General features: G+C 72.7%; 12 protein-coding genes and 1 riboswitch. Of the genes, 5 read left to right on the forward strand and 7 right to left on the reverse strand.

Going from position 1 to position 14,144, the window contains the following annotated elements; genetic code table 11:
* Both ABZ939_RS19845 and ABZ939_RS19850 read right to left on the reverse strand, forming a co-directional pair.
* Complete coding sequence (locus tag ABZ939_RS19845; protein ID WP_361856652.1) at positions 1-1,524, reverse strand: aldehyde dehydrogenase family protein; 1,524 nt, start codon at positions 1,522-1,524, stop codon at positions 1-3.
* A 44-nt stretch (positions 1,525-1,568) separates the two neighbouring features.
* On the reverse strand, positions 1,569-2,891 hold the full coding sequence (locus ABZ939_RS19850) for a GAF domain-containing protein (RefSeq protein ID WP_361856654.1): 1,323 nt from the start codon (positions 2,889-2,891) through the stop codon (positions 1,569-1,571).
* Between the two features lie 92 nt (positions 2,892-2,983).
* Positions 2,984-3,090, forward strand: a riboswitch (ZMP/ZTP riboswitch).
* Between the two features lie 28 nt (positions 3,091-3,118).
* Here ABZ939_RS19850 and ABZ939_RS19855 point away from each other — a divergent pair.
* Both ABZ939_RS19855 and ABZ939_RS19860 read left to right on the forward strand, forming a co-directional pair.
* On the forward strand, positions 3,119-3,973 hold the full coding sequence (locus tag ABZ939_RS19855) for a tetrahydrofolate dehydrogenase/cyclohydrolase catalytic domain-containing protein (RefSeq protein ID WP_361856463.1): 855 nt from the start codon (positions 3,119-3,121) through the stop codon (positions 3,971-3,973).
* Between the two features lie 122 nt (positions 3,974-4,095).
* A complete protein-coding gene (locus tag ABZ939_RS19860; RefSeq protein WP_361856466.1) occupies positions 4,096-4,746 on the forward strand; it encodes a hypothetical protein in 651 nt (216 codons plus the stop codon).
* A 4-nt stretch (positions 4,747-4,750) separates the two neighbouring features.
* Here ABZ939_RS19860 and ABZ939_RS19865 read toward each other — a convergent pair whose 3' ends face one another.
* A complete protein-coding gene (locus ABZ939_RS19865) occupies positions 4,751-6,037 on the reverse strand; it encodes an SWF or SNF family helicase (RefSeq protein WP_361856469.1) in 1,287 nt (428 codons plus the stop codon).
* Complete coding sequence (locus tag ABZ939_RS19870) at positions 6,034-8,997, reverse strand: DEAD/DEAH box helicase (RefSeq protein ID WP_361856471.1); 2,964 nt, start codon at positions 8,995-8,997, stop codon at positions 6,034-6,036. The genes ABZ939_RS19865 and ABZ939_RS19870 overlap by 4 nt, the downstream gene beginning before the upstream one ends.
* A 279-nt stretch (positions 8,998-9,276) precedes the next feature.
* Here ABZ939_RS19870 and ABZ939_RS19875 point away from each other — a divergent pair, with 279 nt between their 5' ends.
* From ABZ939_RS19875 to ABZ939_RS19885, 3 genes are all read left to right on the forward strand, one after another.
* Entirely contained in the window at positions 9,277-10,356 is a 1,080-nt protein-coding gene (locus ABZ939_RS19875; RefSeq protein WP_361856474.1) for an acyl-CoA desaturase, read from the forward strand.
* Between the two features lie 16 nt (positions 10,357-10,372).
* Entirely contained in the window at positions 10,373-10,555 is a 183-nt protein-coding gene (locus ABZ939_RS19880) for a hypothetical protein (RefSeq protein WP_361856476.1), read from the forward strand.
* A 130-nt stretch (positions 10,556-10,685) separates the two neighbouring features.
* Positions 10,686-11,231, forward strand: coding sequence for an MOSC domain-containing protein (locus ABZ939_RS19885; protein ID WP_361856479.1), 546 nt, complete (start codon positions 10,686-10,688; stop codon positions 11,229-11,231).
* A gap of 9 nt (positions 11,232-11,240) precedes the next feature.
* Here the strand turns inward: ABZ939_RS19885 and ABZ939_RS19890 are convergent, their stop codons facing one another.
* From ABZ939_RS19890 to ABZ939_RS19900, 3 genes are all read right to left on the reverse strand, one after another.
* Complete coding sequence (locus ABZ939_RS19890; RefSeq protein WP_361856481.1) at positions 11,241-12,620, reverse strand: tannase/feruloyl esterase family alpha/beta hydrolase; 1,380 nt, start codon at positions 12,618-12,620, stop codon at positions 11,241-11,243.
* Between the two features lie 156 nt (positions 12,621-12,776).
* Positions 12,777-13,703, reverse strand: a complete 927-nt coding sequence (locus ABZ939_RS19895; RefSeq protein WP_361856484.1) for a hypothetical protein — start codon at positions 13,701-13,703, stop codon at positions 12,777-12,779.
* A 99-nt stretch (positions 13,704-13,802) separates the two neighbouring features.
* Positions 13,803-14,099 carry a hypothetical protein gene (locus ABZ939_RS19900; protein ID WP_361856487.1) on the reverse strand — a complete coding sequence of 99 codons (297 nt, stop codon included), beginning with the start codon at positions 14,097-14,099 and terminating at the stop codon, positions 13,803-13,805.
* Positions 14,100-14,144 lie beyond the last annotated feature (45 nt).

The raw sequence follows: 14,144 nt of genomic DNA on the forward strand, positions 1-14,144 counted from the left end.
CTAGAAGAGGCCGAGACTCTTCGTTGAATAAGAGATGAGCAAGTTCTTCGTCTGCTGGTAGTGGTCCAGCATCATCTTGTGGGTCTCGCGGCCGATGCCCGACTGCTTGTAGCCGCCGAAGGCCGCGTGCGCCGGATAGGCGTGGTAGCAGTTCGTCCAGACGCGGCCCGCCTGGATCGCGCGGCCCGCGCGGTAGGCCGTGCTGCCGTCGCGGGTCCAGACGCCCGCGCCGAGGCCGTACAGGGTGTCGTTCGCCGTGCGGATCGCGTCGTCGAAGTCGGTGAAGGAAGTGACCGCGACGACCGGGCCGAAGATCTCCTCCTGGAAGATCCGCATGCGGTTGTCCCCCTCGAAGATCGTCGGCTGGACGTAGTAGCCGCCGGCCAGCTCCCCGTCGTACTCGATCCGCTGACCGCCCGTCAGGATCTTCGCGCCCTCCTGCTGGCCGATGTCCAGATACGAAAGGATCTTCTGCAGCTGGTCGTTGGACGCCTGGGCGCCGATCATCGTGGCCGTGTCCAAGGGGTGGCCCGGGACGATCTTCTCCGTGCGGGCGACCGCCGCCTCCAGGAACTCGCTGTAGTGGCCCCGCTGGATCAGGGCGCGCGACGGGCAGGTGCAGACCTCGCCCTGGTTGAGGGCGAACATCGTGAAGCCCTCGAGCGCCTTGTCGCGGAAGTCGTCGTCCGCCGCCCACACGTCGTCGAAGAAGATGTTCGGCGACTTGCCACCCAGCTCCAGGGTGACCGGCTTGATGTTCTCCGAGGCGTACTGCATGATCAGCCGGCCCGTCGTCGTCTCGCCCGTGAAGGCGATCTTCGCGACCCGGGGGGAGGAGGCCAGGGGTTTGCCCGCCTCGGCCCCGAAACCGTTCACGATGTTCACCACGCCCGGCGGCAGCAGGTCCGCGATCAGGCTCATCCAGAAGTGCACGGACGCCGGGGTCTGTTCGGCCGGCTTGAGAACCACCGCGTTACCGGCGGCCAACGCCGGGGCCAGCTTCCAGACCGCCATCAGGATCGGGAAGTTCCACGGGATGATCTGCGCGACCACGCCCAGCGGCTCGTGGAAGTGGTAGGCGACAGTGTCGTCGTCGATCTCGCTCAGCGTGCCCTCCTGGCCGCGCAGCGCCCCCGCGAAGTAGCGGAAGTGGTCGATCGCGAGCGGGATGTCGGCGGCCAGGGTCTCGCGGACCGGCTTGCCGTTCTCCCAGCTCTCCGCGACCGCCAGCTCCTCCAGATGCTCTTCCATCCGGGCGGCGATCCGGAGCAGGACGTTCGACCGCTCGGTGGGCGCCGTACGGCCCCACGCCGGGGCCGCCGCGTGCGCCGCGTCCAGCGCGCGCTCCACGTCCTCGGCCGTGCCGCGGGCGACCTCGGTGAAGGGGCGGCCGTCGACCGGGCTGGGGTTCTCGAAGTACTGCCCCCGGGCCGGGGCGACGTACTCACCGCCGATCCAGTGGTCGTAGCGGGCCTGGTACGACATGATCGCGCCCTCGGTACCGGGTGCGGCGTAACGGGTCATGGACATGGCCTCCCTCGGACCGCGCCGGCCGTCCCTGGCCGGCGCTACCGCCGAGAGTGCCCGGACCGACGTTGCAACGCCGTTGCGCCCGCCGACAGTTCCGCGTCCAGGGCCCGCAACCTGGCCAGCACAGGGGCCCGCCCGGAAGCCGGCACCACCTCCGACAGCGCCCGCCACATCTCCACGTCGTCCTCGCCCCACGCGCTGTACGTCCAGTCGGCCAGCAGCCCCGGATCGCCCCGGTCCACCAGCGCCGCCCGCAGCCGGTCGGCGAGCCGCTCGCGCAGCCGTACGACCCCCGGCGCGCGGGAGCCGGGCAGGAGCGGACCCGCGTACGCGCCGAGCGCCGCCGACAGCGCGCCCGAGCCGAGCTTCCGGTCCACCGTGCCGAAGTCCGCGTCCACCACCGCGTCGAGCCGGTACGGGCGCGAGCGCAACAGCTCCGCGCCGAGCAGCCCGCGCAGCCGGGACAGCTCGGCCCGCAGCGTGACCGGGGTGACCGACTCGTCCTCGTACAGGAGCGTCAGGAGTTCGTCGCCGCCCACCCCGTCCGGGCGATGGGCGAGGACGACCAGGATCTCGCTGTGCCGTCGGCTCAGCCGCAGCCGGCGCCCGGCCACGCTCAGCAGCGACTCGTCCCGGCCCAGCGCGGTGAGCCGCACACGGTCCGCGGCCGGCGCGGGCGCGAGCAGGGCCAGCTGGGACTCGGCCGCCCGCGCCACCGCCTGCACGAACGCCAGGCTGTGCGGATGGGCGAGCCGGTCCCCGCCTGTGATGTCGACCGCGCCGAGCAGCCGTCCGGTGTGCGGATCGTGCACGGGAGCGGCGGCACAGGTCCACGCCTGCACCGGCCGCTGGAAGTGCTCGGCGCTGAAGACCTGCACGGGCCGGTCCACGGCGATCGCGGTCCCCGGCGCGTTCGTCCCCGCCACCGACTCCGACCAGCGGGCCCCGGCGACGAAGTTCATCGCGCGGGCCCGTCGCAGCGTCCCCGGATGGCCCTCCACCCACAGCATCCGCCCGGCCGCGTCGCAGACGGCGAGCAGATGTTCGCCGTCCGTCGCGTACGCGCCCATCAGCTCCCGGATCACCGGCATAGCGGCGGAGAGCGGATGCTCCTCACGGTGCCCGGCGAGCTCCTCGTCGGCCAGCTCCACACAGGCCGCGCCGTCCGGGCTCACCCGGGCCCGCGCCGAGCGCCGCCAGGAGTCGGCGACCAACGGCCGTACCGGAGGGAGCTGCACCCGGCCTCCGCTGGTGAAGGCCTCGTGCGCCCGCCGCAGCGCCCCGGCGTCCGGTTCCGCAGCCACCCACGCATCGCTCAACTCGGCCTCCACATCGAGGTCCACCGTTCCGTTCGTGGTCATCGTCGTGCGCGCGGAGGCCGCCCACAAGCGTCCGGACACCGCGGCATATGCACCCTGTCCGGACACCGCCCTCAGGCCCTCACGTAGAGTGTGGCCCGGGCCGTGACTGGCGCTTGAGGTGGATCACCACCGGGGAGCGGCCCGACGGACTCCGGGCACCCGCGCGGACCCGTCCCTGCCGTGCGCCTGGGCGATCACCTGTCATTCACGACGCCCAGGAGTGGCCCATGTCCACCAGCACCGCTTCCCTCATGGACGGCACCGCGCTCGCCCGCCGCACGGTCGAGGAGACCGCCGCCCGCGCCGCCGAGATCACCCGCCGCACCGGCGTCACGCCCTGTCTCGCCACGGTGCTCGTCGGCGCGGACCCGGCCTCCGTCACGTACGTGAAGATGAAGCAGAACCGCTGCGCGAAGGCCGGAATCCGTTCCAAGCACGTCGAGCTGCCCGCCTCGACGACGACCGAGGAACTCGTCGCCGCGATCACCGCGCTCTCCGAGGACCCCGAGGTCCACGGCATCCTGCTCCAGCACCCGGTCGGACCGCACATCGACGAGCGCGCCGCCTTCGAGGCGATCGCCCCGGAGAAGGACGTCGACGGTGTCACCATGGCCTCCTTCGCCGCCATGGGCTTCGGCCTTCCCGGCTTCGTCTCCTGCACGCCAGGCGGCATCATGCGCCTGCTCGACGCGTACGACGTCGAGCTGAGCGGCAAGCGGGCCGTCGTCGTCGGCCGCTCCGCGATCCTGGGCAAGCCGGCCGGCCTGCTGCTTCTCGGTCGCGACGCCACCGTCACGTACTGCCACTCGCGCACCACCGAGCTCTCCTCCATCGTGGCCGAGGCCGACATCCTCGTGGCCGCCGTAGGCAGGCCCCGCTTCATCAAGGGAGCCGACATCAAGCTCGGCGCGGTCGTGATCGACGCGGGCTACAACCCCGGCAACATCGGCGACGTCGACTTCGAGACCGCCGCCGAGCGGGCGTCGCTGATCACGCCCGTACCCGGTGGCGTGGGCCCGATGACCATCGCCGTGCTCCTCGCGCAGACCGTCGAAGGGGCGGAGCGCCAGCTCGGCCTCTAGCACGCGAGTGGTGTCTCGTACGAGCCGTGGGTGAACCGAATTTGTCACAGTTCTGTGCGAGGTGTGCTGCAACTTCTCGCCAGGACAGGGAATCTGACGGTCTGTGAGTGAATCTGGTCATCATGTCCCCGTTCTCAGACCGCCTGTTGACGTCGATGCGGCGCTTCGTCGTGCCCGTCCTTCTCGTGGTGGCGGGTCTCGTGGCCGTGAGCTTCCACGGAGGCGGGGGCGTCGGCCGGTTCTCGGCGAACCCGGCGGGTCCGGCGGACCTGGGGTCCACGCGGACCGCCCAGGCCGCGAGCCGACAGCTCGCACCTCAGGGCGGGGCCGCCCCGCACCGGCCCTCGCCCGAGCCCACATCGCCCGAGCTCACATCGCCGGATTCCACCTTGCCCGATCCCGCCGCGGTCGTCCCCTACCAGCGGCTCGGGCCGGGGGAGTGCTTCGACATCGACCGGAAGGCACCGGGCAACGTCGTGCGGCGCGGCTGCGACCGGCCGCACGACGCTCAACTCGTCGCCACGGTCCGGCTGACCGGCGACCACCGCACCGACCGGGACATCCGCGACGGGGCCGCGGCGCTCTGCCGCGAGCCGCTGCGCCGCAAGGCAGCGGAGCAGCCGCACGGCACGCGCTGGACCACCTTCGTCCAGTACCCGTACCGCAGCGGCTACCTCCTCGGCTCCGACACCGTGGCCTGCAGCCTCGCCGCCCACACCCCGAACGCCGCCGCGGGCGGCGCGGCCCGCAAACTCACCGCGCCGCTCCACTGACGGATCAGCCGTCCCCCGCCGACAGCCCCGCGAGCGCGGCAGCCGGATCCTGGTCCGCGGGGCCGGCCGGGACCCACTGACCGCGCTCCTTGCGGTAGGGCCACCAGCGGCCGTCCTCGCCGAGCCGCAGCTGCGCCTCCGCGCCGACCACCGTCCAGCGCGCCGACCCCGCCGGACGCAGCACCGGACGGTCGGCGTCCTCCCAGGCGTCCGCGAGCAGCGTCTTCGCCCGTGCCAGCGCCTCGGGGCCCGGAGTCCACTCCTCCTCCAGTACGGACAGGGCGGCCGCGCCACCGAACCGCCACGCGCGCGTGGCCAGGTCCAGCTCCGCGCGCCGCCGCCCGGACCCGGTGGCGAGCCGGGCCGCGATCCCCGACGGGACGGCATCGCCTGCCGCCAGCCGCACCGCGTCCTGATCGGCCGTCAGGTGCGGTTCCACCGCAGTCCGTTCATGTCCCTGGGCGAGCGCCTCGGCCAGCATCCGGTGCGCCCGCCCTGCCGCGTCCGCCGACAGGAACTCCAGCGCGGCCGGGTCGAGGCCGGGCGCCGGGTCCGTATCGGTGTCCAGGGACGGTGGTGTGCCCGGAGCCGAGGGGAGCACCGGCGGGGCCGGCAGCGGCGGCAGGATGTCCCGCGCGGCGAACGCCTCCTCGGCCGGTACGCCCTCTGCCGCCGTCTCCTCCGCGGCCGAGTCCGTGGCGGCCGGAGCGGCCCGCGCCGCACTGCGCTCCTGCAGTTCGTCCAGGAGCGCACGCTCGCCGCGCCCCCGCATCAGCAGCAGCACGAACGGATCCTCGTCGAGCAGCCGCGCCACCTGGTAGCAGAGGGCCGCCGTGTGCGGGCAGTGGTCCCACGCCTCGCAGCCGCACTCCGGGTCCAGATCGCCGATGCCCGGCAGCAGTTCGAGCCCGGCCGCCGCCGCGTCCTCCACCAGATGCGGCGGCATCTCGTGGTCGAGCAGGGCCGCGATGTGGCCCGCGCTCTCCACGGCCAGGTCGAGCAGCCGGTCCCACTCGTCCTCCGACAGCTCCTGCAGGAGCACGTCGCTGCGGAACGAGGATCCGTCGCGGTCCCGTACGACCGCCGTGATCCGCCCGGGTCGCACCGAGACCGCGCCCACCGCTCCCGCACGGGCGTGCTTGCGCCCCTGCTTCAGCTGCCGGCCGTCGAGCGCCGTGTCCTCGAGCGCCTTCAGCCAGGCCCGGCCCCACCACGTGCGGGCGAAACCGGAACCGTGGGCCGGCGGAAACGCCGCGAAGGTCCGCTCGTCCTCGTCTGCGTATCCGCTCATCGTCCGTCCCCTCGCAGCTGGACCAGGTCCGCCAGCTCGGCATCCGTCAGTTCGGTCAGCGCCGCCTCGCCCGAGCCGAGCACGGAGTCGGCCAGCGCCCGCTTGCGCAGCAGCATGTCCGCGATCCGGTCCTCGATCGTGCCCTCGGCGATCAGCCGGTGGACCTGCACCGGCTGGGTCTGGCCGATGCGGTACGCGCGGTCGGTGGCCTGGGCCTCCACGGCCGGATTCCACCAGCGGTCGTAGTGCACGACATGTCCGGCGCGGGTGAGGTTGAGCCCGGTGCCCGCCGCCTTCAGCGACAGGAGGAAGACGGGCACCTCGCCGTCCTGGAAGCGCGCGACCATCGCCTCGCGCTCGGCGACGGGTGTGCCGCCGTGCAGGAACTGCGTACGTACCCCCCGCGCCGCCAGATGCTGTTCGAGCAGCCGCGCCATCTGCACGTACTGGGTGAAGACCAGGACGCTCGCGTCTTCCGCCAGGATCGTGTCGAGGAGCTCGTCGAGCAGCTCCAGCTTGCCCGAACGGCCGTCGATGCGCGGCCGGTCCTCCTTCAGATACTGGGCGGGGTGGTTGCAGATCTGTTTGAGCCCGGTCAGCAGCTTCACCACCAGGCCGCGCCGCTCCATGCCGTCGGCCTCGGCGATGGCCGCGAGGGTCTCCCGCACCACCGCCTCGTAGAGCCCCGCCTGTTCCTTCGTCAGGGAGACGGCCCGGTCGGTCTCGGTCTTCGGTGGCAGTTCGGGCGCGATGCCCGGGTCCGACTTGCGACGGCGCAGCAGGAACGGGCGGACCAGCGCGGCGAGCCGTTCGGCGGCGGCCGGGTCCTCACCGCCCTCGACGGCCGAGGCATAGCGTGAGCGGAAGGTGCCGAGCCGGCCGAGGAGGCCGGGCGTCGTCCAGTCGAGGATCGCCCACAACTCGGAGAGGTTGTTCTCGACAGGAGTGCCGGACAGGGCGACGCGCGCCTTGGCCCCGATGGTGCGCAGCTGCTTGGCGGTGGCCGAGTACGGGTTCTTGACGTGCTGGGCCTCGTCCGCGACGACCATGCCCCACGGCTGTCCGGACAGCTGCTCGGTGTCGAGCCGCATGGTGCCGTACGTGGTGAGGACGAACTCGCCGTCGGCCAGGCCCTCCAGGCTTCGGGCGGGTCCGTGGAAGCGTCGCACGGGCGTGCCGGGCGCGAACTTCTCGATCTCGCGCTGCCAGTTGCCCATGAGCGAGGTCGGGCACACGACGAGGGTGGGACCCGCAGCGGAGGGCTCGGTCTGCCGGTGCAGATGGAGCGCGATGAGCGTGATCGTCTTGCCCAGGCCCATGTCGTCGGCGAGACAGCCGCCGAGGCCGAGAGAGGTCATCCGGTGCAGCCAGTTGAGGCCGCGCAGCTGGTAGTCGCGGAGCGTCGCGGCGAGCGCGGCGGGCTGGGCGACCTCCTGCGGCCCGCCCTCCGGGTCGGCGAGGCGGGTACGCAGCTGCTCCAGCCAGCCGGTCGCCTGGACCTCGACCCGTCGGCCGTCGGCCTCGGTCGTGCCGGTGAGGACGGCGCCGAGCGCGTCCACGGGCGTGACCTTGCGGTCGTGCGAGGCGCGGGCGCGACGGACCTCGGCCGGGTCGACCAGCACCCACTGGTCGCGCAGCCGGACCACCGGTCGGCCGGCCTCGGCGAGTTGGTCGAGTTCGGCGCGGGTGAGTTCCTGGCCGCCGATCGCGAAACGCCAGTTGAAGGCGAGGAGGGCGTCGGCGGCGAGGAAGGAGGGCAGCGCGGAGGAGCGGTGGCCCGCGGTGCCGCTGCCGGAGTCGAGTGCGGAGTCCGCGTACGTGGAGCCCGCGGCGTCATTGGCCTCCGCTTCGTGCCGGGAGTCGGCGGTGTGCGGGTTCTCGGCGCCCGGCTGTCCGGTGGCTGCGGAATCGCCGTCCGGCGGGCCGATCACAGCGCGGACCGTGAGCCGGTGGGCCAGGTCGCGGGGCCAGTGGATCTGGACGCCGGTCGCGGTGAGGGCTCGCGCCGCAGGCCCGAGCAGGTCGGTGACCTCCTCGTCCGCCAGCTCGACAGCGTCCGGGACGGCGGCCGAGAGCAGCGGGGTCAGCGGTGCCCAGGCGCGGGCGGCACGGCGCAGTGCGAGAAGGGCGTCCATCCGGGCGCGGGGCCCGAACGCCCCGCCGGCCGGGCCCGATCCGGCCCAGACCTCCGCCGCGTCCGCGACCAGCGTCGGGTCGGCGACGCTGTGCATCTGCAGGACGGCCCGGAATGCCGGTGCCTCCCGCTCCCCGAGCCCCGGCAGTTCGAGGCGCAGTGAGAGGCGTACGCCCGCGTCGTGGCCGGCCGCCACGTCCGCCGCCCAGGCCCGCTGCGCGGGCAGCTCCTGCGGTTCGTCGACCGCGAACGCGGGCCCTCCGGCGGCGAGCGGGGCGGCGGGGGTGCGTGGCAGCCCGTCCGTGACCGCGTCCACGAAGGCGCGCAGCAGCGCCTCGGGCTCGGGCAGCAGCAGGGGTGCGGTCCCGGACGGCGCGCCTGAACCGGTCAGCGGTACGGCATGGGCGGTTGGCGGCATCGAGGCGGCGAGCGCCCGCAGCTCGGCCAACTCCTCGGGGCCGAGCGGCCCGGCCCGCCAGGCGTCCCGGTCGGTGGCCGTGAGACCGGGCAGGAAGAGTCCCTTGGCCGCGAGCTGCAGAGCCAGGAGGGCGGCGGCTCCCCAGAAGGCGGCCGCGGGCGAGGACGCGTCGGAGAAGCGGGCGCGGGTGAGGACCGGCAGGGCGTCCCGTACGGGGAGCAGGAGCGCGGGAACGGTGTGCGGACGGACGTCGTCGGCGACCGCCGTCACGACGGTCAGTTCGTCGGTGGCCGACCGGAGTGTCCCGGCCGGGGACCAGAAGGCGATGCGGCCGGCGCGGGGCGGATCGGACGGCAGGAAAACGGCGGAGCAGCGGGCGAGTTCATCGAGAGCCTGGGACGGCGACAACGCATTCCTCAAATTTGACTACTGGGGCCGAGCGGCCGAGGGTACTTCAACCGCCCCTCCATCCGTGAGCACGAACGCCGTGATCTGTCTCACGTCCCACGCCTCCGTGGCGACCCCGGGCGGACCTGGAGGGTGCAGCCAGCCCCACCCCCGCCCCCGGGGAATCCCCCCGGAATTCCGGGGGATGACGCCATGGCTGCGGACGATCACCGATCCGTACGTTCGAGGGAGTCCGGGCGGCCCGCGCCCGGGACCCGCCCACGGACACCGGAGACCGCCATGCCCCAGGCCACAGCAACGCTCACGGCGCCGGACCGGAGTACCGCCACCAGAAGGGGCGGCGGCAGCGAGTTCGCGCCGTTGCTGCGCACCGTCAAGGAGCAGGGACTGCTGGAACGCAGGGCGGGCTGGTACGCCCGCGGCATCGCCGTGAACTTCCTCGGACTCGCCGCCGTCGTCGCGGGTCTGGCCCTGATCGGTCCGTCCTGGTGGGCCCTGCTGCTCGCCGTCCCGCTCGCCCTGCTCTCCGCCCGGGTCGCCTTCGTCGGACACGACGCCGGGCACGCCCAGATCAGCGCCGACCGGCGTCGCAACCGGATCATCCAGCTCGTCCACGCCAGCCTCCTGCTCGGCATGAGCCAGGAGTGGTGGAACGACAAGCACAACCGCCACCACGCCAACCCCAACCACCTCGACAAGGACCCGGACGTCGCGGCCGACATCCTCGTCTTCGCGCAGCACCAGACCACCGGGCGCGCCGGCTTCCGCGGCTGGCTCACCCGCCATCAGGCCTGGCTGTTCTTCCCGCTGACCACGCTCGAGGGCATCGCGCTCAAGGTGTACGGATTCCAGGCCCTGTTCTCCAAGGACGGCCCGTACCGGACCCGGCGCGAGCGGCTCGTCGAAGGCGCCCTGCTCCTCGCCCACGTCGTCGGCTACGCGGCCCTGCTGCTCACCACCCTCACCGTGGGGCAGGCCCTCGTCTTCGCCCTGATCCACCAGATGCTGCTCGGACTGCACCTGGGCATGGCCTTCGCCCCCAACCACAAGGGCATGGAGATGCCCGACGCGCACCCCGACGGCGACAGCTGGGGCCATCTGCGCCGACAGGTGCTCACCTCGCGCAACATCCGGGGCGGGATCCTGACGGACTGGTTCCTCGGCGGGCTGAACTACCAGATCGAGCACCACCTCTTCCCGAGCATGCCGAGGCCGCATCTGCGACTCGCCCAGCCCGCCGTGCGTGCGCACTGTCGTACGGTGGGTATCCCCTACACAGAGACCGGTTTCGTCGAGTCCTACCGACAGGCGCTCGGACATCTGCACGAGGTCGGGGAGCCGCTGCGCTCGGCAGCGTGACAAGGAGGCGTCGGACATGTCGACACGGACGAAGATCGTGATCGGGGGAGTGGCCGTCGGCCTCCTCCTGATGCCCCTCATCGGATTCTGGATGTCCCTGCTGGTGGTGCTCGGGGTACCGGCCGTCGCCTACCTGGCCCTCGACCCGAGCCAGCGGCGCCGGCTCCGCCGGATCTCCCGCAAGGAAATCAACCGCTGACCTCAGCCGCCGGAGTCGGCCGCCGGAGTCGGCCGCCGGCGTCGGCGGCCGACCTCGAAGGCGTCTGACGTAGGCTCGGAGGTGATCACCCACATGTGATCATCGGATCGGAGAAGGGGAGCTCCACCTCATGAGCAGCGGAACCGTCACGACGGTCAGCAGCAACGGCGTCTACTCGTTCACCAAGCCGAACCGGGACAGCATCACACTGCTCGCCGGCCTCGGCGTGGACGGGGACGTGCACGCCGGCGTCACGGTCAAGCACCGTTCCCGCGTGGCCAAGGACCCGACCGTGCCGAACCTGCGGCAGGTGCACCTGATCCACGCGGAACTCTTCGACGAGGTCGCCGGGGCCGGGTTCGAGGTCACCCCGGGCGCCCTCGGAGAGAACATCACCACGCGGGGCATCGACCTCCTCGGCCTGCCGACCGGCACCCTGCTGCACCTCGGTGCCGAAGCCGTCGTCGAGGTCACCGGCCTGCGCAACCCCTGTGCCCAGATCGACAACTACCGGCACGGACTGCTCAAGCAGGTCCTCGGCCGGGACGAGAGCGGTCAGATCGTCCGCAAGGCCGGGATCATGAGCATCGTGCTGACCGGTGGCGAGGTGCGGCCCGGCGACCCGATACGGGTCGAGCTGCCGGCCGAGCCGCACCGCCCCCTGGAGATGGTCTGAGCCACGGCCCTACGGGGTCTTCAGCGCACAGGAGTTGACCAGGTCACCGCCCGCCGGCCGTGCGATCGTACGGTCCGCGGGCGGAGCCGTACCCTCCTCGACCCACTCCCTGAGCGCCGCGAACGCCGAGCGGTAGCAGGGCAGGATCGGACGCAAGCGGTCCGGATAGGTGTCGTACAGACCGTCCGTGTGAGTGCCGTCCTGGACCGTGTAGTACCGGTGGAGCCCGGCCCGGCCCCGCGCGTCGATCATCCCCGCGTACACGTCGGAGTCGGTCGCGATGGGCAGCAGCGTGTCGAGATCGCCGTGCAGGGTGATCAGAGGCTTGCCGATGCGCCCGGTCAGCGCGACCTGGGCGACGGCGCGGCGCACGGACGCGGGGCGGGAGGCGTAGTCGTACGAGGCGTCGGAGGCGCACGGGGCGAGGATCTGCTCGATGGTCGAACCGGCCGTGGAGCCCGGGCACCCGGGGTCGTACGACGGGTCGAACTCCGCCCGGAAGATCTTCTGCGTCAGCCCCCAGTACGCCTTCTCGTGGTACGGCCACAGGAAGCGCGAACCGGGCGCGAACCCGGCGTCGATCAGGTCCTCGTCGGAGGCCCGGCCGAGGGAGCGGGCGACGGTGACCGGGAGACTCGTCAGCAGGTTGGGTCCGCGGGTCGTCCAGAGCACGCCCTCCCAGTCGACCCCGCCGTCGTACAGCTCCGGACGGTTCTCCAGCTGCCAGCGGGTCAGATAGCCGGCGTTGGAGATGCCCGTCATGTACGTGCGCTGCGGCGCCCGGCCGTAGCGCTGCCGTACGACCTTCTTCGCGGCCTTCGTCAGCTCGGTCACCCGGCGGTTCCACTCGGCGACCGCGTCGCCCGGCTCGCGCCCGTCGGTGAAGAAGTCCGGCCCCGTGTTGCCCTTGTCGGTGGCGGCGTAGGCGAAGCCCTGGGCCAGCACATGGTCCGAGATGAGGGTGTCGGTGGAGTACTGGCGCCGTGTGCCGGGGGCGCCGGTGACGACCAGGCCCCCGTTCCAGTTCTCGGGGAGCCTGATCACGAACTGTGCGTCGTGGCCCCACCCATGGGTCGCGTTGAGCCGTGAGTCGTCGGGGAAGTACCCGTCGATCTGGATGCCGGGGACGCCGGAAGGGTTCTTGGTCCCCTTCGCGGAGAGACCCGCCTGGTCGGCCATGTCGGTGTACGGGGTGCCGGCGAGCCCCGCCGTCGTCAGATCACCGAGGCAGGCCCTCTCCTGGTGCTCGGCGCCGGGGACGTGGATGCGGTGCTGCTCCGCGCAGGCCGGCGGAGGTCCGGACCGGGCTCCGGCGGGCGCGGCGGGACCGGCGACGGTCAGCCCGGTCAGGAGCGCGGCGAGCAGGGGGACGCCTCGGTTCAGGCGCATGGACGGCATGGACGGCCTCCGGTGGGACGGCGGGAAGGGGGGTGCGCCGCCACATCGTGCGGCGCGCCCTTCCTGCGCGACCATGGTCCGGGCCCACACCTCGGATCGTCGGCCCATGTGGGGCCCTGGGCTCCAAGGGTCAGGAAGCCCTGGGAGTCAGGAGGGACGTACCGCCATCGCGTCCAGGGCTTCCAGAAGATCCGGGAGCTTCGGGCCGCGTGCCACGGGGAGGACCTCGCGGGGCTCGTCGTCCAGGAGGACGAAGGCCATGTCGTCGGTGCGCGCGACCAGCGACCAGCCGGGGCCGTCGGCGCGCAGCATCCGCGCCCCGCCGGCGGCGAAGCTCGACCGCACACGGCCCACCGGCGGTGCGTCCTCCAGATAGCCGCGCAGCTCGGCGAGCGCGCGACGGACACCGTCGTAGGGGTCGTGCGGGAGGTCGTCCCGGGGGCCGGATACGGCAGCGGAGCTTTCGGTCGTGTCGCCGGGGGCGTCCTCGGGTGCTGCGGGGGCCCCGGGCACTGCGGGGACCCCGGGCACTGCGGGGGCCTCGGTCCCAGAGCCTTCGGCCGTCGCGGGCGCGTCCCCGGTGTCTTCGCCGCCCGCGTCATCATCCATCCGCGCCCGCCAGGACGCCCATTGCAGCGCCACCTCGTCGGCGCCGAGCCTTCGCTGGGCCGGCCCCCAGGCGGCGCCGTCCGGCGGAGTCAGCGGCGTGCGGTCGCCCTCCTCCGGCTCCGGATCGTGCGGGGCCGGAAGGTCCGGGGCGGCCGTGGCCACGGCGAGCGGCCAGCCCGGCAGCGCGGCCACGACCGAGCGCTCGTCGGGGGAGAGGTCGTACTCCATCCCGCAGTCCCAGGAGGCGATGGCCACCGCGACCAGCGACACGTCGTCGATGATCACGGTCCACCGGGCGCCCTCGCCGTCCTGGCCGAGGACGAGCCCGTACCCCTCGGCGTACGGCTCGAGCTCCAGCGCCGCACAGGCCGCCGGATAGTCGTCGCCCAGCACGCTCGGGAACTGCGCGGGCGTGAGCAGCACCGCGGTCAGCACGTACAGCGCATCGTCGTCGGCGGTAGCCACGTCAGCCTCCCCATCTGGTCGTCGGCGCACCTTAACCAGTGGGTAACCCGCGCGTCGAGAGTCCCCGGAAGGAAAGTGACACGGCAGATTCCGTACGGCTCAGGCCCCCGGCAGTCCGAGGAGCGACCGGGCCACCGTCTGCGGCGACTCGTCGCGCTCACGGGCGAGCGCGATCACCGCGCGGCAGGCGAGCTCGTTGATGCCGAAGGAGAGGGCTTCGGGGGAGACCCAGGTGGCCGCCTCGTCCATCCGGTCCTGGTCGTCCTCGACGCTGCCGACCACGTAGACCGCGGCGGCTTCGAAGAGGTTGTGCTGCCGTCGTACCCGGGGCGGCTCGGGCGGCTCGCCCGGTGTCCGTCGCGCGGTCGGAAGGAAAGCGTTGAATATTGCTCGCATACGGGCCATGGCCTGCCGCCTTCCCCGGACACGGCTGCCCGGCAC

The organism is Streptomyces sp. NPDC046712 (assembly GCF_040645695.1).
Classification (GTDB): domain Bacteria; phylum Actinomycetota; class Actinomycetes; order Streptomycetales; family Streptomycetaceae; genus Streptomyces.